The sequence below is a fragment of the Acinetobacter puyangensis genome, assembly GCF_900096995.1.
Classification (GTDB): Bacteria; Pseudomonadota; Gammaproteobacteria; order Pseudomonadales; family Moraxellaceae; genus Acinetobacter; species Acinetobacter puyangensis.
The window spans coordinates 605,858-629,368 of the sequence record NZ_OANT01000001.1 but is presented as its reverse complement, the minus strand read 5'-3'; the positions used below and the strand labels follow the sequence as shown (position 1 = coordinate 629,368).

General features: G+C 40.2%; 15 protein-coding genes. 6 read left to right on the top strand and 9 right to left on the bottom strand.

The genetic code is table 11. The annotated features are described in order from the left end of the window. Window positions 1–201 precede the first annotated feature (201 nt). The 5 genes from lepA to galU form a co-directional block, all read right to left on the bottom strand. On the bottom strand, window positions 202–2,022 hold the full coding sequence (lepA, locus tag CRO21_RS02920; RefSeq protein WP_097077826.1) for a translation elongation factor 4: 1,821 nt from the start codon (window positions 2,020–2,022) through the stop codon (window positions 202–204). Between the two features lie 106 nt (window positions 2,023–2,128). Beyond that, window positions 2,129–2,572: an acyl-CoA thioesterase gene (locus CRO21_RS02915; RefSeq protein WP_097077825.1), complete on the bottom strand. Its 444-nt coding sequence runs from the start codon at window positions 2,570–2,572 to the stop codon at window positions 2,129–2,131. Between the two features lie 77 nt (window positions 2,573–2,649). Further along, window positions 2,650–4,287, bottom strand: coding sequence for a glucose-6-phosphate isomerase (pgi, locus tag CRO21_RS02910; RefSeq protein ID WP_097077824.1), 1,638 nt, complete (start codon window positions 4,285–4,287; stop codon window positions 2,650–2,652). Window positions 4,288–4,292: 5 nt separating this feature from the next. Continuing rightward, the gene (locus CRO21_RS02905) at window positions 4,293–5,546 is read right to left on the bottom strand and encodes a nucleotide sugar dehydrogenase (RefSeq protein ID WP_097077823.1); all 1,254 of its coding nucleotides are present in this window, start codon (window positions 5,544–5,546) and stop codon (window positions 4,293–4,295) included. Between the two features lie 10 nt (window positions 5,547–5,556). Then, window positions 5,557–6,426: a UTP--glucose-1-phosphate uridylyltransferase GalU gene (gene galU / locus CRO21_RS02900; RefSeq protein ID WP_097077822.1), complete on the bottom strand. Its 870-nt coding sequence runs from the start codon at window positions 6,424–6,426 to the stop codon at window positions 5,557–5,559. A gap of 152 nt (window positions 6,427–6,578) precedes the next feature. On the opposite strand from galU, the gene CRO21_RS02895 reads away from it, so the two are divergent. Continuing rightward, window positions 6,579–7,958: a phosphohexomutase domain-containing protein gene (locus CRO21_RS02895; protein WP_097077821.1), complete on the top strand. Its 1,380-nt coding sequence runs from the start codon at window positions 6,579–6,581 to the stop codon at window positions 7,956–7,958. Between the two features lie 251 nt (window positions 7,959–8,209). Here the strand turns inward: CRO21_RS02895 and CRO21_RS02890 are convergent, their stop codons facing one another. Further along, window positions 8,210–9,556 (bottom strand): Do family serine endopeptidase, encoded by a 1,347-nt coding sequence (locus CRO21_RS02890; RefSeq protein WP_228150356.1) that lies wholly within the window; start codon window positions 9,554–9,556, stop codon window positions 8,210–8,212. A 217-nt stretch (window positions 9,557–9,773) separates the two neighbouring features. Between CRO21_RS02890 and nadB the strand changes: the two genes are divergently transcribed. Then, window positions 9,774–11,408 (top strand): L-aspartate oxidase, encoded by a 1,635-nt coding sequence (gene nadB / locus CRO21_RS02885; protein ID WP_097077819.1) that lies wholly within the window; start codon window positions 9,774–9,776, stop codon window positions 11,406–11,408. Window positions 11,409–11,582: 174 nt separating this feature from the next. After that, a complete protein-coding gene (locus tag CRO21_RS02880; protein WP_097077818.1) occupies window positions 11,583–12,761 on the top strand; it encodes a YbfB/YjiJ family MFS transporter in 1,179 nt (392 codons plus the stop codon). Between the two features lie 58 nt (window positions 12,762–12,819). Here CRO21_RS02880 and purL read toward each other — a convergent pair whose 3' ends face one another. From purL to CRO21_RS02865, 3 genes are all read right to left on the bottom strand, one after another. Continuing rightward, a complete protein-coding gene (purL, locus tag CRO21_RS02875; RefSeq protein ID WP_097077817.1) occupies window positions 12,820–16,653 on the bottom strand; it encodes a phosphoribosylformylglycinamidine synthase in 3,834 nt (1,277 codons plus the stop codon). Between the two features lie 129 nt (window positions 16,654–16,782). After that, the gene (locus CRO21_RS02870; RefSeq protein WP_097077816.1) at window positions 16,783–18,003 is read right to left on the bottom strand and encodes a YeeE/YedE family protein; all 1,221 of its coding nucleotides are present in this window, start codon (window positions 18,001–18,003) and stop codon (window positions 16,783–16,785) included. A gap of 93 nt (window positions 18,004–18,096) precedes the next feature. Next, window positions 18,097–19,047, bottom strand: a complete 951-nt coding sequence (locus tag CRO21_RS02865; protein WP_097077815.1) for a sulfurtransferase — start codon at window positions 19,045–19,047, stop codon at window positions 18,097–18,099. Between the two features lie 555 nt (window positions 19,048–19,602). On the opposite strand from CRO21_RS02865, the gene CRO21_RS02860 reads away from it, so the two are divergent. From CRO21_RS02860 to CRO21_RS02850, 3 genes are all read left to right on the top strand, one after another. Continuing rightward, complete coding sequence (locus tag CRO21_RS02860; RefSeq protein ID WP_097077814.1) at window positions 19,603–20,889, top strand: MFS transporter; 1,287 nt, start codon at window positions 19,603–19,605, stop codon at window positions 20,887–20,889. A 270-nt stretch (window positions 20,890–21,159) separates the two neighbouring features. Next, window positions 21,160–22,233 (top strand): porin, encoded by a 1,074-nt coding sequence (locus CRO21_RS02855; protein WP_097077813.1) that lies wholly within the window; start codon window positions 21,160–21,162, stop codon window positions 22,231–22,233. A 58-nt stretch (window positions 22,234–22,291) separates the two neighbouring features. Next, entirely contained in the window at window positions 22,292–23,452 is a 1,161-nt protein-coding gene (locus CRO21_RS02850; RefSeq protein ID WP_097077812.1) for a M24 family metallopeptidase, read from the top strand. Window positions 23,453–23,511 lie beyond the last annotated feature (59 nt).

The following is a 23,511-nucleotide window of genomic DNA, read 5'->3' as shown; positions in this document are numbered from 1 at the left end:
ATTGTGGATATTTGGATTTTAATTGCTCAAAACCCTGTTGTGCCTGTTGCACTTTATGATCTGCTTGTAATGCGGCTTCTTTTTTTTGCTTTAAACCACTACGCTGTTTAAAAAGCAATTTATCCAGTAACCAGATCACAAAGAAGATCAGTGTTGCAGGCACCAGAATCCAGTTAAAATCAAAATCCATAATGCAGCACCTTATCTTTTATCTACTTGTAGCACAGCTAAAAACGCTTCTTGAGGAATTTCCACACTGCCCACCTGCTTCATACGCTTCTTACCTTCTTTTTGTTTGGACAGTAATTTTTTCTTACGACTTACATCACCGCCATAACATTTGGCAAGTACGTTTTTACGCATCGCTTTAACCGTTGAACGGGCAATGATCTGAGCACCAATAGCAGCCTGAATAGCCACATCAAACATTTGACGAGGAATCAGATCCTTCATTTTCTCAACCAGTGCAATTCCGCGGTGACGTGCATCATCACGATGACAAATCATCGCCAAGGCATCTACTTTTTCACCATTAATCAGCACATCTACTTTAACTAAACTGGAACTTTCAAAACGTACAAAATTGTAATCCAGTGATGCAAAACCTCTTGAACATGATTTCAGACGATCAAAGAAATCCATCACCACTTCGGCCATTGGAATTTCAAAACTGATCGACACCTGATTACCCAAAAACTTCATGTCTTGCTGCACACCACGGCGCTCAATACACAATGTCATGACATTACCCAAATACTCTTGTGGCACCAGAATATGACATTCGGCAATCGGCTCACGCAAATCTTCCATGGTACTGCCATCCGGCATTTTTGATGGACTATCAATATAGATGGTTTCACCTTTTTTGGTGACTGCTTCATAAATGACCGTCGGTGCCGAGGTAATCAGATCAAGATCATACTCACGTTCCAGACGTTCTTGTACAATCTCCATATGCAGCATACCAAGGAAACCGCAGCGGAAGCCGAAACCTAATGCATCAGAGCTTTCCGGTTCAAAGAACAATGCAGAATCGTTAATTTGCAATTTCTGCAAAGCTTCACGGAAAGGTTCAAAATCGCTGGAATCGATCGGGAACAAACCTGCATAAACCTGCGGCTTGACCTTTTTAAAGCCCGGTAAAGATTGTACTTGTGGCGTTGCAGACAATGTGATGGTGTCACCTACTGGCGCACCAAAAATATCCTTGATCCCGGCAATGACAAATCCAACCTCACCCGCTTCCAGTATGTCTGTTTCGGTATGTTTTGGATTAAACACACCCACAGAAGTCACCGGATGAGTCTGCCCGGTGGATTTAACCAGCATCTTGTCGCCTTTACGAATACGACCCTGCTTAATTCTGACCAAAGACACGACGCCCAGATAATTATCAAACCATGAATCGACAATCAATGCTTGTAAAGGTGCTTCACGATCACCTTGGGGTGCAGGAATCACATCAACCAAACGTTCCAATACACCTTCCACGCCTAGGCCTGTTTTGGCAGAACAGGTCGGTGCATTGGTGGCTTCAATCCCAATGATTTCTTCAATCTCGTGAATCACACGCTCAGGTTCAGCTTGTGGTAAATCAATTTTGTTTAAAATAGGTAAAACTTCAAGATTCTGTTCAATTGCAGTATAGCAATTCGCCACCGATTGCGCCTCAACGCCCTGTGCAGCATCAACAACCAGCAATGCCCCTTCACACGCAGCCAAAGAACGGGAAACTTCATAGGAAAAATCGACGTGTCCTGGCGTATCAATAAAATTCAACTGATATTCTTGACCATTGGGATGAGTATAGTACAAGGTGACGGACGCAGCTTTAATCGTGATACCACGCTCACGTTCTAATTCCATTGAATCCAGTACTTGCTCTTGCATTTCACGATCCTGCAAGCCACCACACATCTGAATAAAACGATCGGCAAGTGTTGATTTGCCATGATCAATGTGCGCAATAATGGAAAAGTTACGAATATTACTAATCGGCGTAGATTTTTTAGCTGCTGCCATGAACGACCTTAATAGACTAAATATGCTGACAACGTGTCAATTTATGGATAAAAATTTGTCAGCAGTATAATCAAAATCCCTTGCAATTGATACTCTCGTCAAGCAACTATTCTGACGCAAAATGTGTCGGATCAATTTCAGAATCTAAGGGTTGATAGGCTTGCACAAATGTAGGGGATAAACGTTTTAATTTTCCGGTTGAAATTTCAACACACACCCAAACGGTATATCCCTGAAAGACAATGGACTGATCTGTGGGACGATAAAAAAAATAGTGTCGAACCGAAGAAAATGGACCGAGCTCACCAAGCCAGGTTCGCAAAATCAATTGCTCACCCAGCAAACAGGCTTTACGGTATTTGACATGGTGTTCACTTGCCACCATGGCATGATTCATCTGCAAATAATCGTCCAGACTCAAGCCTAGTGCTGTGGTATGCGCCAATGCAACGTCCTGCATCCAACTCACATAGGTCACATTATTGACATGTCCTAATGCATCCAGATGTTCAGGTTGAACCATCAAGACCTGCTCAAACAATTGACTCATATTCCAACGTTCTCCTAGATTAGGGCAAGTCTTCCTTCATCAGACATAAATACCCCAATCTCCGCATCATTTACAGACTAATCAAATGCTTTTAATAAACCTTTGGTCGAGCTATCAAGCGTGTCATCCACCTCGTCACTGGCAATATAAGGCAATAACGCCTGTGCAATGGCTTTGCCCATTTCTACGCCCCACTGATCAAATGGGTTGATATCCCAAAGCACCGACTGTACAAATACCTTATGCTCATACAAGGCAATCAATGCCCCCAGATAGAACGGATCAAGTTGCGGAATAATGATGGTTGAACTGGGTTTGTTGCCATAATATTGACGATATGAAGGCATGGATTCACTGTTTTTTACCGCATGGCTACCAAAAGCCAATAGTCTGGACTGCGCCAGACAGTTCGAGATCGACAAAAGATGCTGTTTCTGTAAGGCCTCAAACGGTTTATCACGCTTACTTAACTGTTTATTACGATATCGGGTCTTGGCAATAATAAAATCTGTTGACACCGTTAGCGTGCCTTGATGTAGTAATTGATAAAAAGCATGCTGCGCATTGGGTCCCACCTCACCCCAGATAATTGGGCAGGTTGGGTAATCAACCTGTGAATCATCTCGTCTGATGGATTTACCATTCGACTCCATTTCTAGTTGTTGGAGATAAGAGGTAAAAAATTCCAGCCGTCCATCATAAGGTAAGATCGCATGGGTATGGATATCCAGATAATTATTATTCCAAATGCCAATCAATGCCAGAAGTACTGGTAAATTTTCATGCCAATCGGCCTGACGAAAATGTTGATCAATAAAGTATGCACCTTGCAAAAACTCTTTAAATCTCTCCATGCCAATCAAGATGGCGATCGGCAAACCAATCGCAGACCATAAAGAATAACGACCACCGACCCAGTCCCATAAATTAAGTTGTAAATCAGGGGCAATTCCCCAGTTTTGCATTTTTTCGGTACTGGTTGATACGCCAATAAAATGACAACGCATCACCGATTCATGATCACCCAGACTTTCTACCAGCCATTGTCTTGCAGTATCCGCATTGGACAATGTATCTACTGTAGTAAATGATTTTGACGAGATAATAAATAAAGTCGATGCTGGACGCAGATTTTCAACAATCTGACTTAACTGACTACCATCCATGGTTGAGGCAAAATGAACATTGATCTGATCAGTCGCTTTTTGATAAGGGGCAAGCGCACGACACACCATCAATGGTCCAAGATCTGATCCACCCACCCCAATATTCACAACATCAGTAATTTTTTCGCCTGTTGTCCCTCTAAACTGACCAGATTGAATTTTATGTACAATCTCTGCCATTTTATCAAGTTGCTCATGAACCAATTGATTGACATCAAAATTCGGATCATTTTCATCATTTGACCGAGGCGTTCGTAATGCCCAGTGCATCGCACTCCGCTGTTCGGTATGATTAATATGTTCTTTGGAAAATAATTTATCAATCCAGTGCCCAAGCTGTTTTTCGTGAGCAAGTGCAATTAACTGGTCTAAAACATTTTGATCCAATCGCTCTTTGCTATAGTCAAAAAGTAAGCCATTATTTTCGATATGAAGATGTTCAAAACGCTCAGGATCGGATTGGAATAAATCATTTAAATGAATATTCTTAAATTTTTTTGCAAGGGTTTGCAATTGTTGTTCTGCATCCAGCATAAGTCTACTCGTCATCTTGTTTAACGACCTATTCCTAAATAATGAAAACCTTGTTGTTTAACATATTGCGGATTATAAATATTGCGCCCATCAATCAGATTCAAACGCTTCATTTTTTGCCGCAATTCAATATAATCCGGACTCCAATATTGCTTCCATTCCGTGACTAGACACAAAGCATCAGCATTTTCCACAGCCTGATATTGATGATCGCACAATACCAGTAATGGCTGATCCGGATAATGTTGTCTTAAATTTTCCAGCGCTCTTGGATCATGCACCTGAGTAATAGCACCTTGGGCCCAACAGGCCTCAAGAATATTAAGAATGGGGGCTTGCGCCAGACTATTGGTATTCGGTTTAAATGCAGCGCCCCAAAAAGCAATCACCTTGTCTTTGAGTTGACAGTCAAACAAGGTCCATAACTTTCTAAAAATAATTTCTTTTTGATATTCATTAATATCCCAGATCTTATCCAGCAAACCATTGACACTTCCGGTTTCTTGTACCACTTCTTTTAGCGTCAGCACATCACGGGTAAGATTACCCCCTCCAAAACCACATCCCGGATATAGATATTGTTTACCGATACGCGTATCCGTAGACATGGCCACACGCACTTCTTCAATATCCACACCCAATGCTTCTGCCGCATTTGACAAATCATTCATAAAACTGACTTTGGTCGCCAGAAAACCAGATATGGAAAGCTTGGTGAATTCTGCTGCACGTACTGACATAAAATTATATTGCGTCAGCAAAGGAAAAATAGGTCTAAAAATTTCTTGTACCAGCAACTTAATCTGAATACCACTTTCGCAACCAATAATTAAATTTGGGGTGAGAAAACTACGTAACAGATTACCTTCTTGTAAAAAGTCTGGAATATAAACAACATTTGGATTTGCAATCAGCAGCTTTAACTCTTCGGTTTTACCCAAAGCCAAATGAGAATAGTTGATCACTAAATCAAATTGTTTAAACTGACGACTAAAATCCTGTTGCTCAAAACAACCATACTGTTCATACGCCAAAGCCAAAATACAGACTTTTACATCACTTAATCCGCATTGATCTACTGCAATTTGAGAGCTTTCCAACTGGCGATTAACTGCCATAGTTAAATCAACGTCATCAAAAATGATTTGACGCTGTTGTAATTTAAGCAATAACGCCTCATCTTGTGGTTGCCAAAAGATTTTATGGCCAACATCTGCAAGATGATATGCTATAACTGCTGCATTTACAGAGGCACCAATAATTTGAATATACATAGCTTATTCTTTATTTAATTGTATCAAGAAAATCCATCAATTGTGCTTTAAGATCATCACGTTTTAAAGTGTAATGAACAATTGCCTTGATGTAGCCAATTTTACTACCGCAATCATATGTTTCGCCCTTTAGGGTAAAGGCCTGAATTTTTTGTTCGCCTAACAGTTGTGCCATTGCATCAGTTAACTGAATTTCACCAGATCGGTCCGCTGGCGTTAAATGCAAATATTTAAAGATTTCTGGGGTAAATACATAACGTCCAACAACAGCTAATGTTGATGGCGCTTCATTAACTGGGGGCTTTTCAACCAACTCCAGAATATTATTGCTCTGCTGTCCATCAACCTCCTCCAAGCGCACAATACCATATTGATCCACGCGTTCAGGTGCAACATTTTCAACCATAATCTGGGAAGCCTGATGTTGCTCAAATTGCTCAATCATCTGTGCCAGATTATTTTTATCGGAGGAATCAACCAATACATCAGGTAGTAATACCACAAATGGATCATCGCCGATGACTTTTTCTGCACACAGTACTGCATGCCCTAGGCCTAGCGGTTGCGGCTGACGCACAGCCACCACAGTGACATGCTCCGGAATAATCTGTCTAATTTGTTGCAACAGATCATTTTTTTTCTTCTTCTCTAATAAGGCTTCAAGCTCTGCATTTCGATCAAAATAATTTTCTATCGCCTGCTTCGCCGGATGAGTCACCAAAATAATGGTATCAATGCCCGCCTCAACCGCCTCTTGAACCACATAATCAATTGCAGGGCGATCGACTACAGTAATCATTTCTTTAGGAATCGATTTACTGGCTGGTAAAAGTCGTGTACCAAAACCAGCAACAGGTAGAATAGCTTTTTTAACTTTCATAAATTATTCACATCAAAAATTTTTCATGGATTATAGCAAAACAAATATAGCAGTTTGTAATAAAATGCTGCTATTTTTAACTTTATAACACAAGATATTCTCGTATAATAGCCAGCAATTTATATATTGGTTTTATTTTAAGGAAAGCATGCGTGAAAATTAAATGTATCAAGGCTTATGATATTCGCGGTGAACTAGGCACTGAATTAAATGAAGAGATTGCCTATCGTGTTGGACGAGCTTATGGCGATTTATATCAACCCAAAACCATTGCCGTCGGATGTGACATCCGTCTTTCCAGTGAAAGCTTAAAACAAGCCACGATTAAAGGGCTAAATGATGCAGGCGTTGATGTGCTGGATTTAGGGATGACAGGTACGGAAGAAGTCTATTTCGCTGCATTTCATCTCGATGTCCAAGGTGGGATAGAAATCACTGCCAGCCATAATCCAATGAATTACAATGGCATGAAACTGGTACGGGAAAATGCCAGACCAATAAGCATAGAAACAGGCCTAAAAGACATACAGCGTATTGCAGAAAATGGTGACTTCAAAACACCAACCAAAACAGGAAAAACCACCTCATACAACATTGTGCCGGAATATGTTGACCACCTGATGAGCTATATTGATATTACACAGCTCCAGCCATTAAAACTACTGGTGAATGCAGGCAATGGTGCAGCAGGTCACGTGATTGATGAAATTGAAAAACGTTTTAAACAGAACAATGTACCTGTGACTTTTATCAAAATTAATCATGAAGCAGACGGTAATTTCCCCAATGGCATCCCTAATCCAATCCTGCTTGAGAACCAAGGTGTCACTCGTGATGCTGTGTTAGCACATCAGGCGGACCTTGGTATTGCATGGGATGGCGATTTTGACCGTTGTTTTTTATTTGATGAAACAGGTCAGTTTATTGAGGGTTATTATATTGTCGGACTGTTGGCAGCAGCATTTCTGACCAAATCGAGTCAGGAAAAAATTGTACACGATCCTCGTCTGGTCTGGAATACACTGGATGTGGTCAGCCAATATGATGGCAGTGTGGCAGTACAGTCAAAATCCGGACATGCTTTTATCAAAGACATTATGCGTCAGGAAAATGCCATTTATGGTGGCGAAATGAGTGCTCATCATTATTTCCGTGATTTTGGTTATTGCGATAGCGGTATGATCCCATGGTTATTGGTCATCGACTTACTTTCAAAGAAACAAACCTCATTGTCAACTTTGGTTAATGGTATGATTGCTAAGTATCCATGTAGTGGCGAAATTAACTTTAAAGTTGAGGATAGTCAGAAAACCATTCAACAGGTATTAAATCATTTTAAAGATCAAAGCCCTATACTAGATCATACCGATGGTATTTCGGCAGATTTTGGGGATTGGCGTTTTAACATTCGTAGCTCTAATACCGAACCCTTATTACGCTTAAATATCGAAATTAAACAGAATGAAGATCATCATAAATTGCAAAATGCCATTGATTTATTATCTGACTTAATTCAAGCCAAAACATATTAATATATTGATTAAAGTATATGATAGAAAAATAATGCCAAGTTAAATATTACAGCATATTGCTCTATTAATATTAATGTATTCCTATTCACCACTTTGATTAAAAGTGGTGAATAGAACACATATTATGACCAATAAAATAATATTATTATATGATTAATCCAAAGATTAAATCCCACCGGGCAATCACATTAAAATCTATATTCTTTTAGAGCTCCACGCTATTTAGACTATAGTTATCCTATTAAAAATCATTAATTATCAAGTCTCAGACCCAAAATTGTAGGTTGTCCTTGACGCACAATATAAACTGGCACAACCGCTTTTTTATCGATACTTTCTATTGCCTGTTTAAAATCAGCTAAACTCTTGATTTGCTTATCTGCAATTTGAGTAATGACATCATACTGTTGAATACCTGAACGTGCAGCTAGCCCCGCATAGGATAAATTTTGAACCACCACCCCCTGCAATTTATACCGTGCTTTTTCTTGCGCATTTAATTCACGCAATGCTATCCCAAGCTTTGAACTTGGATTATCTGCGCTTTCTTTTTTTGCAGGCGGAGTTTCATCCGGAGAAGATACCAGTGTAACCGCAAGCTCCTGCCGTCTTTGATTGCGTAAAATCGTCAAATTAATTTTTTGATTGATCTGGGTACGATTAATCAGATTAATCAGATCCGAGGTGCGTACCAGATTACGTCCATTATAACTGAGAATAATATCACCGGCTTTTAAACCAGCTTTTTGCGCTGGAGAGTTTGGTGCAACCTGAGTAATGAGTGCCCCTTCCGGCTTATCTAGTCGATATGCTTCTGCAAGATTACGATCCACATCCTGCAACATCACCCCCAAATATGGACGGGATACTTTGCCAGTGGTTCTGAGTTGATTTACCACATCCATTGCAACATCGATTGGAATGGAAAAAGACAATCCCATATAACCACCGGTACCACTAAAGATACGGGAATTCACGCCTACCACTTCGCCTTTCTCATTAAACAGAGGTCCGCCAGAATTACCCGGATTTAAAGCCACATCCGTCTGGATAAAGGGCACTGAGGTTTCATTAAACATGGTTCGCGATTTGGCACTGACAATCCCGGCCGAAGCAGAATAATCAAAGCCGAATGGAGAACCAATAGCCAATACTGGTTGCCCCACTTTTAACTGATCCACATCACCGGTTTTAAGTGCAGGAAAACGATCACCTTTGACTTTTAACAAGGCCACATCGGTGCGCTCATCACTGCCCACCACATCTGCATCGAGTTCACGGCGATCATTTAATGTAATGGTGACTTTGGATGCATCTTTGATCACATGATGATTGGTAAGGAGGTAACCGTCTGAACTAATAAAAAAAGCACTGCCATAGGCGTTTTGTTCCCGCGGAATTTGTTGCTGCGGAATAATAATTTGATTACCAAAAAAGCGTCTTAATAACTCAGGAACCTGCTCTTGCATCATTTCTTGTTGTGACAGGGATTTTGTTGCACTCACACTCACCACAGCAGGACTTACCTGCTCAACCAAATTGGAAAAATCAACCGGAATCGCTGCTTGAGCAGTCATTGTTGTTACTGCAAATGTCATTATGCCCAAGGCATGATTTAATTTTTTCATAAAACTTAGCCCGTTATTAAATAACAGCTTTTTTAGCATGTGTAGGTAAAAATTTCCGTAAAGAATTGTGACTTTTTCCACCGCTGTATATTTTTATTATCAATAATGAATATCATTTTAAGTGAGTACCAAAATTCATGATTTGTAGTATCTTAAAAAGATTTCCATCATCTCATTTAATATTCTTATGAATACGCCCAAACAATCGCCTCATTGTTTTGATGTCATCATCATTGGAAGCGGCGGCGCAGGACTTACTTTAGCCCTCTCTCTACCGGATCATTATCAAATCGCCATTTTGGCCAAATCCCATTTACAGGATGCCAGCACCTACTATGCACAAGGCGGCGTTGCCGCAGTACTGGATCAGTCAGACTCTATTGAACAACATATTGATGACACCATGATTGCAGGTGGACATTTATGTCATCTCGATGCAGTGACATTTACTGTGGAAGGCGGACAGGATGCAGTTGATTTTTTATTGAAGCAAGGTGTGCAATTTACCCTAGATGAACAGGATAATTTACACTTAACGCGTGAAGGTGGACATTCACAACGACGGATTATCCATGCTGCCGATGCTACGGGCAAAGCCATTTCAACCACACTGGTACAACGTGCCAAAGAAAAACAGAATATTCAGCTATTCGAGAATGTGATTGCGATTGATGTCATTACCACACAAAAAGCCCAACTGGCATCACAAGACAATCGGGCAATCGGCGTTTATGCGTTAAACGAAGAAAGCGGCGAAGTTGAAACCTTTCTAGCGCCCTTTTCTGCGCTTGCCTGTGGTGGCGCAATGAAAGCCTATCTTTATACCTCAAACCCGGATATTGCTACAGGTGATGGGATTGCTATGGCTTGGCGCGCTGGCTGTCGTGTGTCCAATATGGAGTTTAATCAGTTCCATCCGACCTGTCTTTATCATCCACAAGCCCGTTCATTTCTGATTACCGAAGCGATGCGCGGTGAAGGTGCGTATTTACGTTTGCCCGATGGCGAGCGTTTTATGCTGCGCTTTGATGAACGTGCTGAACTGGCTCCTCGCGACGTGGTGGCTCGGGCCATTGACTATGAAATCAAACGTCTTGGTCTACGTCATGTCTGGCTAGATATTACACATAAATCTCCGGAATTTGTTCGAGAACATTTCCCGACACTTTATGCCCGTCTACTTGAACTGGGAATTGACATTACCAAGGATATGATTCCTGTCGTTCCTGCGGCACATTATACCTGTGGGGGTGTAATCGTTGACCAGCATAGTCGTACTGATATTAACGGACTGTATGCCATTGGTGAAACATCATGTACCGGTTTACATGGCGCAAATCGCATGGCCAGTAACTCACTACTGGAATGTTTTGTCTATGGCATGAGTGCAGCCAAACATATTCAACAAGAATTTGAACAGGCTCCTCGTTTCAATACAGTCAAACACTGGGATGCCTCACAGGTCGAAAATTCTGATGAAGATGTGGTGATCCTCCAAAACTGGGATGAATTACGCACCTCCATGTGGAATTATGTCGGTATTGTCCGTAGTCGCAAACGTCTGGAACGGGCGCTCCACCGCATTGAAATGCTCAAACATGAAATTGAAGACTATTATCAGGGCTATAAAGTCAGTAAAAACCTGATTGAACTACGTAATCTGGTTCTGGTTTCTGAAATGATTGTACGCTGTGCTATGCAGCGTAAAGAATCACGCGGGTTACATTACACGTTGGATTATCCTGAACTTTCCAGTGAAATTCGCGATACCATTTTGACACCACCCGATTTTCTGGTGAGTCAACCATTGGTAAATACATAATATTTTTAAAACGCCAGAAATATTACCCTGATATTTCTGGTAAATCTATAATAAAACCACATAGTTCTTTATCAAAATTCATGCATGTCGAAATTACACTTTCTAAATCACTGTACAATGATTCAAATAATAAATAGTGTAAGCTTGGCGACTGATCGGGACATCATTTAAATTATGGATAATTTTTCTTCTCCTACTGTTTCCAAACAGGCAAAGATTTATATCTGTGCAGGTATTGCCGCATTGATTGTGGTACATGCCATTGGTCGCTTTGCTTTTACACCCTTGCTACCATATTTTATTCAAGATGGCATGTTTAGTATCGAACAAGGCGCCAATTTAGCCACCTTGAATTATGCAGGCTATTTAATCGGTGCACTATCTGCGGTTAAGTTTAGCCAAGCCCATCAACTAAAACCACTCCTATTGATCTCTTTAATCCTTAATTGCTTCTGCACATTATTACAATGCTGGATCAGCAATTTTGATGCTTTACTCATCTTGCGACTGCTCAATGGCATCACCAACGGCATTGTCTTTGTTCTTGCTCCTTCGTTGATTCTGGAATGGCTAGTCACACATCAAAAGACACATCTCAGTGGGCTGGTTTATCTTGGCGTTTCTATTGGTTTAATTCTGGATAGTATATTAATTGACTGGACAGCCAATCTTTTTACCGGTGCAATGCGCTGGTTACCTGTGGCCTTTTTTAGTATTCCACTGACACTCTATAGTGTATTTTATCTTAATCAGATTGTAATCCAGCCCCCTCATTCGTCAGGCGTATCCTCTTCACAAAAATTATTTGATCACAATACCACGCCTTTATTTATTGCCTATGCTGGCGCAGGTTTGGGTTATATCTTACCTATGACATTTTTACCCACACTGGCACATGATGTTGCAAGTCAGCATGCGTTCTGGGTCAAAAATGTCTGGCTAGTGACTGCTCTTGCCTGCTTGATTTTTTTACCGTTTTGGAACTGGCTAGGCGCAAAATTTACTGACTGTTTTGCTTTACTAGGTTCTTATTTAATGCAAATTATTGGTGTTGCCGGGGTGTTAATATTTCCCAATATTTTTGGCATACTAATCTGTGCGATCTTCATGGGCGCAAGTTTTATGGGTACTGTGGTCAGTTCACAACGTATTGCCAAGTTTTTCCAACCGCAACAAGGGGCAAAACTATATGCACTCTTGATTAGCCTGTATGCTGGCACCCAATTACTAGGTCCGTGGCTGGCAAAACTATATATTCAAAATGGTGGAACATTATTGCATAGCTTTAGCTTTGGCTTGATCGCATTAATTTGGGGATTTATCTGGACCTTTAAGGTGCCAAAATATGCATAAAAAATCAGCCATAATAATTATGACTGATTCCAAAATTGTACCCTTAGATCAAAAATATTTAACCCAAAAACTTACGTGCATTTCTAAACATTCTTAACCATGCGCCATCTTCTTGCCAATCCTCCGGTTTCCACGAGTGTTGCAAAGCACGGAAGTTACGTTCCGGATGCGGCATCATAATGGTGGCACGACCATCTTTGGAGGTCACACCCGTAATCGCTTCAGGTGAGCCATTTGGATTAAGCGGGTATTGCTGAGTTGGATTACCCTGACTATCCACATAACGCAAAATCACCTGATTGCCTGCATTTAAAGCAGACAGTTTGGCATCTGTTGCCACTACGCGACCTTCGCCATGCGCCACTGCAATCGGTAAAATCGAACCTTGCATGTCTTCAAGTAATACCGAGACCGATTTTTCTACACGAACATTGACACTACGTGCTTCAAAAACTTCTGAGGTATTACGGTGGAAACGTGGCCAGTCTTCTGCACCCGGAATGAGTGGTGCAAGTTGTGACAGCATTTGACAACCGTTACAGATCCCTAAACTAAAGGTTTCATCACGATGGAAGAATTTTTCAAACTGGTCACGCAATTTGCTATTGAACAACACAGATTTTGCCCAGCCACCGCCTGCACCCAATACATCACCGTAGGAGAAACCGCCACATGCCACTAAACCTTCAAATTCATCAAGGCTAATACGACCAGCCAGCAAGTCACTCATATGAATATCAATGGTATTAAAACCAACTTTATCAAAGGCTGCCGCCATTTCTACATGACCATTAACCCCCTGTTCACGCAGAATGGCCATATTTGGACGACGTAAATTGATATAAGGTGCTTCAATTTCTTCATTTAAATCAAACGTTGCTTGAGCAATTAACCCTTGATGGTTTTGATCGGTAATTAAAGAAAATTCCTGATCCGCTGTTTCGTTATTATCACGCAAACGCTGAATCTGGTGTGACACTTCTGTCCAAGCTTGTTGTAACTCGGCACGATCAAGTGTTAAATCATTAACCTTAAGTTGGTCACTGTGATTCACTTGACCAATCAAACTAATAGCATCTTTTAAGCTCGATTGTGCAATTTCTGCCTGCAAGCTTTGCCAATCCTCTGTCTTGATTTGTAATATTGCACCAATTTCTTCGGCAAACAGACTTGCAATACTTTGTGGTTGTAATACCACACCCAGACGTGATGCAAATATCATTTCTGCCACAGTCGCCAGTAAACCACCATCACCAATGTCATGATAAGCCTGAATCAGACCACGATTATTCCAGTCCTGAATCAAGGCAAAGAAATCTTTTAAATCTTCAAAAGAATCCACATCTGGCGCAGTTGTACCAATGGCTTTATAGACCTGCGTCAAAATGGATGCGCCTAAACGGAATTGACCTTTGGATAAATCAATACGTACCAGTACAGAGCCTTCAATAGCTTTTAATTCCGGCGTTAAGGTTTTACGTACATCATTAACAGGTGCAAAGGCAGTAATCACCAGCGACATCGGTGAGGTGACTGATTTGTCTTCACCCTCATCATTCCACGTGGTCCGCATAGACAATGAATCTTTACCAACAGGAATGGCAATATCAAGAGCTGGACAGATTTCCATACCGATGGTTTTTACCGCTTCAAACAGGGCCTGGTCTTCACCTTTTTGCCCTGCTGCTGCCATCCAGTTGGCAGATAATTTGATGTCGCCCAATTGTTCAATATTGGCACAAGCAATATTACTGATGGCTTCTGCCACAGCCAAACGTGCCGAAGCAGCAGGATTTAACAATGCCACAGGTGGACGCTCACCCATCGCCATCGCCTCACCAGTAAAGCCTTGCAAACTGGTCGTGGTCACCGCAGCATCTGCGACAGGCACTTGCCAGCGTCCAACCATTTGATCACGAGCCACCATACCAGTAATAGAACGGTCACCGATGGTAATTAAAAATGATTTTGAAGCCACGGTCGGATTTTTTAACACACGGAAAATCGCATCTTTTAGATCGATTTTGGTAACATCAAACGCATTGCCCTGACGCTCAGTGCTGTCATAAGCACGTTGCATACGCGGTGTACCACCAAGCAATACCTGCATCGGCATATCTACCGCATTGTTTTCGAATAATGGATCTTCTACGGTTAAATGACGTGCTTCAGTTGCTTCGCCCAACACAGCAAACGGACAACGTTCACGTTTACAAATGGATTCAAATAATGGCAATGATTTTGGATGGATTGCCAACACATAACGTTCTTGCGCTTCATTCGACCAGATTTCCATCGGTGACATGCCTGGTTCAAGCGATGGAATTTTACGTAAGTTCAGTACTGCACCAAGTTCGTGATCATTGACCAGTTCCGGCATCGCATTAGAAATCCCGCCCGCACCGACATCATGCACAGAAACAATAGGGTTGGCATCTTCCATACGCCAGCAAGTATCAATCACTTCCTGACAACGACGTTCCATTTCCGGATTCTCCCGTTGTACTGAGGCAAAATCCAGATTTTCACCCATGGTACCGCTATCTACCGATGAAGCTGCACCGCCACCCAGACCAATCAACATGGCTGGACCACCCAGTACAATCAATAAATCACCCGGTTGAATGGCGTCTTTTTCCACATGATCTGGACGGATATTACCGTAACCACCGGCGATCATAATCGGTTTATGAAAACCTTTAACGTCGCCATTGACCTTTTGTTCAAAAGTACGGAAATAACCATTGAGATTCGGACGACCAAATTCATTATTAAAGGCTGCACCACCAAGCGGTCCATCAATCATAATCTGTAACGGTGATGCCATACGTGAAGGTTTGCCATATTGATCTTCCCACGGTTGTTCAAAACCCGGAATATTCAAATTGGAAACGGTAAAACCAGTTAAACCTGCTTTAGGTTTACCACCACGACCGGTTGCGCCTTCATCCCGAATTTCACCACCAGACCCTGTCGCCGCACCAGCAAATGGTGAAATGGCGGTTGGATGGTTATGGGTTTCCACTTTCATCAGGATATGGGCGGCCTGACTTTTATATTTATAGACATAATGTCCGTTTTCATCGGCTTTTGGATAAAAACGCATGGTGTCGTAGCCTACAATCACCGAAGCATTGTCTTTATAAGCCGACAATACATCTGCCGGTGATTCCTTATAGGTATTTTTAATCATCTGGAACAAGGATAATGGTTGTTTTTCACCATCAATGGTCCACTCTGCATTAAAAATTTTATGTCGGCAATGTTCCGAGTTGGCCTGTGCAAACATCATCAATTCGATGTCATGCGGATTGCGCCCCAGTTTGGTAAAGGCATCAGTTAAGTAATCAATCTCTTCATCCGACAAAGCAAAACCAAATTCACTGTTGGCTTGAACCAATGCCTGTTTGCCCTGTCCCAGAATATCAATACTATTTAGAGGCTTAGGTTCAGTTTCAGTAAACAATGCCTTGGCATCATCAATTTGCGCAAAGACTGTTTCAGTCATACGGTCATGTAATGCCAGTTTGACTTCATTGGAGATACCCTTCACACCTTTGAGCGTATATAAAATACCTCGCTCCAGACGATGTACAGGCGTATTACAATTCTGGAAAATATCAGTGGCTTTTGAAGACCAAGGTGAAATTGTGCCCACACGCGGGGTCACTAAAATTTGTACTTCATCACTTGCTGCCTGACGCAGCTCAAAAGATGAACCATCATTTAACAGTTGCAATGCAGATTGCTGCTGCCCTTCGTTAAGTGCTTGATCAAACAAATAAACCCATTGGCTATCTATAGATTGAACAGAACTAATTGACGCTAGACGTGATAATAGTTGAGTTTTCTTAAATGCAGAATGTGCTGACGCACCGGCCACGATAAACATGTTGATTTTGGCTCCACGGGCAGGTCTTTTGAACCTAAGCGCAATGTGACTAGGATAAGAGCGCATATTCTACTGTGAAATACTACTTTGAGCTAGGTTTTCACAACAATTTCGTGCGCTCATAAACATTCATGTCCATTTCTGGCGCAAATACCATCCAATCCATGCCCCGAATAGACAAAATACAGCAAAGACCCATCCTGATAAGGCACCCGCCATAATGCCTGATAACAACATTCCAACCGTACATCCGAGTGAAATCATTGCCCCCCAGCCCATTAAAACACCACCACAAAAAATTCGTAATATGCCTTTTAAGGTGTTACCTTGCCAGCGAAGTTGTCCAGCACTTAATGCAGAAATTAGACTTCCCAAAATTAAACTCAATACGAATACACCATTATTGGATAATAATGTTTGTTTAATCACGGTAATACATCCAGTCAGCCGATCCAATCCCTCTAAGCGAGACACACCGCCAACAACTTGATCAAGAAAAGTTCTGGAGATACTGCCAATCTCGGCTGTTACACCGAGTGCACCGACCCGAAAATAGGCAATGGTTGCAATCAAGCCAATAAAAATACCACCGACCCATGTCGGCCAGCGTTGTTGAAAAATCGCTTGCCAAAGACTAGGTTCATCGTCTTGATGTGGCGTGTCATGATCATTTTGAGTATGGATACGACGTTTATTTTCGAGATATAAGAAAAATACCAATAAACCACCAATCACAATCACCTGAATTAAAACCGAACCGGCATACCCGACAAGATTGGGCAACCATAAGGGCTGTGCTTTTTGCATAAAAGATAAATAGAGCGAATTCCAAGAGAGAAAACCCAAAGCGAACCCGATGGCGACACCAATCAAGGCAATCGGTGCGGTTAATAAGCCTTCCCCTAAGCGATACAACTGCGCACTGATACATGAACCGGATAATGCCATACCAAAACCAAAACTTAAGGCACTTAAAGGTAAAATCCAGCTCACCACCCCAATATGCGCATCTGGTGGTAATTGTCTGCCATCAAGGACAGGTAAAAATGCACCAAAGACAGCATGATAGCCTAATGTTCCTATCAATAAGGCAAGCAAAATACCCAATATGCCACGACTGTCCTTATGGGCAAAGTAATCGGTAAAAATACAGTAAAAACAGAATCTTGATCTTTGTAAAACAAGACCAAACAAAGCACCGATAATGGCAATAAAACCAAAATGATATTCAACGTACTGCTGTGATAACCAATAACTCCATATCAAAAAAAATGTTAAAATTAACAATGCCAAACTAATATTTATTTTATTTTTTGGCGCATTATATGCCTGTGTTTGTTCTTGCCCCATACACCGTCCTAATCAATCTATCACGATAAAAGAAATTTAGATTTGCACGAACGAATCAGCACAAATCCAAAATTCAAAAAAGTTTAATTATTTTTATATTGCGCCCCAGACTGTGCCTGCGTTATTTGTTATTGGTAAACCCACAGTGTTGCCATATTCTGTCCACGAACCGTCATAATTTTTAACGTTATAGCCAAGGATTTTACTCAAGGCAAACCACGTATGACTGGAACGCTCACCAATGCGGCAATAGGTAATAATGGGTTTTGAACCATCAATCCCGACTTTGGCATAGATTTTTCGCAACTCTTCTTTAGATTTAAATGTACCATCAGCCGCCACTGCCTCACCCCATGGTACATTCACTGCATTTGGAATGTGTCCTGCACGAATAGACAGTTCTTGCACACCTGCTGGTGCAAACACCTTGCCATTAAACTCATCAGCAGAACGGATATCCACCAAAGCAGCAGATTTTTTATTACTGGCCTGAATGACATCGACTAAACGAGCACGCAATTGATTATTGGTTTTATTGTTAATGGTGATATTACCCACTTTGTACGTAGACGCCCGTGCAGACAACGGTAATTTATCCGCTTCCCACTTAGTTCGTCCGCCATCCAGTAACTTGACATTTTTCACGCCATATAAATCAAAAACCCATGCGCCCCATGCCGCAAACCAGTTATTGTTATCACCATATAACACGACGGTTGTATCTTTATTGATACCAGCCTTACGCAAAGTATTCTGAAAATTGGAAGCTGTGGCAACATCTCGGCGTACAGTATCGACTAGATCGGTATGCCAGCGGAAATTTACCGCACCAGGAATATGTCCACGCTCAAACTGCCCCGGATTCACACTCACCTCAACAATCCGCACGTTTGGATTATTCAGGTTTTGTTGCAGCCATTTTGTATCCACCAAGAAGTCTGATGCATGCAACACACCAATAGGTAAAATAAATAAGGCTGACAATTTAAATAAAATACGCCCACTTTTTTCTAGCACTTTCGACGAGATCTTAGATTGCGTCATTATTGTTCTCCAATGAATAATCATTTCTTCTGTTGGGGTACAATACTCCAGCTTTATAATTTTGAAAAATTAGAAGATTTTATATGTTTTGCTTATTTTTTGATAAGTCCGATTTAAACGTAAAATCTCAGAAAGATTTTTCTTATATTTATTCGGTTTTTCTATTCCAAAGTGTGCTGAACTGATTAAACAAATTGTCTAAAAATATTTTTGCACCCACTTCTATGTGATTTACTCACATAAAGGCCAAGAATCTCTATCCTAATACAATTCATTTTTTACTATTTTCCAAAAGTCAGAAACCTCCATACCAAAGCTTCAAGCTACTCAAAATGATTACAACAATTGCTGCAAGCTTTGAATTAAAAAAACTATATTTGATCTAAGATCAGTCGTTAAGATTAGAATATTTATTAATCATTTCAAAAAGTTAAGAACTTTTAATTATTAAAGAAAAAAACTCAATTGCGATGGAAAATATATCAATATTCTAATTTAGACATTTTGTGTAGCTTTGACCTAACAAAATAGATATTAGATTAGGAGAAGCCAAAAATGCTGAATCAAAAGAAGTCTATTAGTAGACGTTCATTTCTTGGGCTATCTGCGGGTAACTTTCTTGAATGGCTTGATTTTACGTTATATGGCTATTTTGCACTTGCGATTGCGCATAATTTTTTTCCAGCAGAAAATGAAATACTCTCCACACTCGCGGCCATAACTACTTTTGCTGTAGGCTTTTTGGTCAGACCGATTGGTGCTTATTTGATTGGAAATTATGCTGACAGAAAAGGACGAAAGTCAGCAATGGTTTTGACTGTGATGCTAATGGGCTTAGGCACTTTACTTATTGCGTGTGCACCGTCGTATCAACAAGCTGGTTATATTGGAACAACGATGGTGGTACTGGGTCGGTTAGTCGCTGGTCTTGCGGCTTCTGGAGAGTTTGGCGCAGCAGTATCATTGGTAATGGAAAGTTGTCCAAAAAATCGCAGGGGATTTTATAGCGCGTTGTTTAATACTTCGACTTATCTCGCACTCGCAACGGGTTCAGGGATTGCATTACTTATTTATGGCATTTTAGGTCAACAAGCAACCTTGGACTGGGGATGGAGAATTGGCTTTTTTATTGGTCTGATTATTATTCCAGTCGGTTTATATCTTCGTCGACATATGGAGGAAAGTAATGAGTTAATCAATGCACCAGTACAACAAACCGTTCAAAATAAGTTGAGTCTTGGTCAGTTTACCCAAAGTGTAATACTTGTTGCTTCCCTATCAGGTTTTGGATCTGCAATCGTTTATCTTGTCATTATTTTTATGCCCTCATTTGCAAAACAAGCGATGAATATTGATCCATTGGTTGGTTCTGCTAGCTCTATGATGTCCGCACTGATTATTATTTTGGGCGCTTTTATTGGTGGCATGTGGTCAGACAAATCTGGTCGAATTATCAAGATTTTATTAACTGGAACATTAATCACAACTTTTATAGGCATACCACTCTATGAATATTTGTTGATTTCACCTTCACCATCGCGTTTATTTTTATTTCAAATCGTGTGTTCTCTAGGATTAGGTTTAAATATAGGTGCCTATTTCCCTTTTATTACAGATCAGTTCCCTACCAGGCAACGTGCTTTGGGTATTGGTTTGGGATATAACATTGGCGTGACACTTTTTGGAGCAGTTTCACCGATTGTAACAACCTATGCACTTAGCAAAGGAATTTTGCAGGCACCAGCCGTCTATTTATTGTCTGCTGCAATGATTTCCATAAGTGTTCTGCTAATTTATAAAAGAAAAGAGACTCTAGCGATAAAATCACAACTCTCTAGCTGATTTTAAACTCAAGATATCCTTAATCTATCAGCTAAATTCAACTCTCCATAGTGGAAAAATTAAATTATTATTTAGTTATATTAAAGCCTACTTTTAAAAGTAGGCTTTTTATTTAAACATTCATAAAATAAAAATCATATCTCATACTATTTTAATTAATTAATAGAAAAATACTCAACTGCGATGGAAAAAATATCAATATTATAAATTATGAATTTTGTGTATGTTAAATGACAGGCGTTGAATATCAATATCATGGAGTACCAAGTAATGCTGAAATATGTGTGGATGTCTGGTGTTTTTATTTTACCAATCGAGTGTTTTGCTGATATTCAGCTTGGGGATTTAAACTCACCATTTAAAGTTTATGGGGTTTTAGATTATGGTCTAAATTATTCACATTCTGGTGCAGTTAGTTCACATGATTTTCAAAGTGGTATGGATTATGCGAGTCGATTGGGTTTAAAACTTAATCTTAAATTGAATGATGATGTTGCTATTGTAGGTAATGCAGAATCTTGGATTGATTTACGCAAAATGGAACTTGTACGAGATGAAACATTTGCTCGTGGTGAACTTATTGGTATTAGTTCAAAAAAATATGGCACATTGTTATATGGACGCCAGATGTTAAATATCTCGGGTGCATTGGAAGAACTGTTCGCCACATCATTTGCACCCTCTACACTCACCTATCAGGCATATGATTTGGGAACAGGTGCGCCAACATTTGATTTTAGATCTAGTCGTGCGATTACGTATACCACCCCAAATTTCAAAAATACCACACTGACCTTTCTTTATACGCCAAACCAAATGGTCGGGGAAGCTCCCAAAGTTCTAGATGCCAAGAATTATGCAGCAATGGCTGTTTATGATGATGGTATCAACCGCATAAGTGCATCTTATAATGAACTGGTCAGCAACTATTCTGTCAATTATAACGGTATTGTTTATGATGAGATTAAAACACGTGATTATCGAACATTTGTGCAAAGAAAAATAAATAAAAATTTGACTATTATCGGTACTGCCAACCATCTTAAACCGAATAGTCCAGATGCTGTTTCAGCTCAGATCTATGGCACGATGATTGATTTTCAACAACCAAAATATAATCTTAAAGCAGCCATATATCATCGGCAGGTTGATAAACATGATCTATCGGCAATGATTTATGCATTTGGTGCCAACTATCATTTTAACAAGCATTTAGATGCTTATATCCGAGCTGAATATATTAATAATAGCAGCAAGGCCAGATATACCATGAATAATATTTTACTTGAAAGTCCAGGCGATGATCCCTCTACCTATGGTATCGGACTTAAATTCATGTTCTAGCAATAAACAATCAAATTAATTTTTAATCTATTAAGTCAATTTAAACAGGAGAATCCAGATGAATATAGAACCTATTTTCTACGCACCGACAGAACTTGAAATTGAACAACGTCTAAACCGTGTACAAGCTCGTATGGCAGAGCAAGGATTGGATTATTATGTTGCATTCTGCCCGGATAATATTTTTTATCTAACAAATTTTGCAAATGCAGTACATGAACGGCCTTTCATTTTAGTGATACCGAGCAAAGGCATTGCTAAATTTGTTGTTCCTCAATTAGAAATTCCCCATGTAAAAACACGCATGGTAGGTGATATTGAACTTGTATCATATTTCGAGTTTCCCGCACCGAAAGGACAGGCTTGGAATGACCGATTTCAAGAGTTATTTTCCGTAAATAAGCGAATTGGTGTTGAGTCTATTTGTCCATTGCAAATATACGATGAAATTCCAGGTGAATGTATTCGTAGCGATATTATTGATGATATACGCATGATTAAGTCGGATTATGAAATTGGTCGTTTGGCATATTCTTGTGATTTAGCGACCAAAGCACATAACTGGTTCTTAAAATCTGCCTATCCGGGTATGCCTTTGATAGAAATGGTGAATAGTGTAACCGGCTTTGTCTTTAAACAACTGTTGCAAGATAATAAAGAAATCAATCCACTTTCAACCCGGATTTCAGCCGTTTTCCAACCACCAAGTGTATCCCATGATCCCCATAATTTCACCAATATCAATATGGTGATAGAAAAAGGTGGACCACATATATCTATTATAAACGCAGTAATGAATGGTTATGGCGCAGAAGTTGAAAGAACATTTTTTATCGGAGAAATACCAGAAAATGCAAAAAAACCTTTTGAAATCATGTTAGAAGGTCGTCGTATCGCTTTTGAAATAGCCAAACCTGGTATCTTAATGAGTGAAGTTGATCAAAAAGTAAATGATTATTTTAAAAAAATGGGAATGGGAGATAAGCTATTACATCGAACTGGACATGGCATGGGGGTTACAGGACATGAAGCTCCGTTCTTTGCTGAAGGATATGATCGACCAATTGAAAAAGGGATGTGTTTTACCATTGAGCCAGGTCTTTATATTGAAGGTATAGGTGGATTTCGTCATTCTGATACCATATTAATTGGTGAAGAAGGTCCGATTATGTTGACAGATGGTCCGATTAGTATTGAGGAGCTTACTTTACCAATCTAACTTTATCCAAATAAAGAGGGATTAAATGAAGGTTTACATTCAAGTTAATATAGACCTTC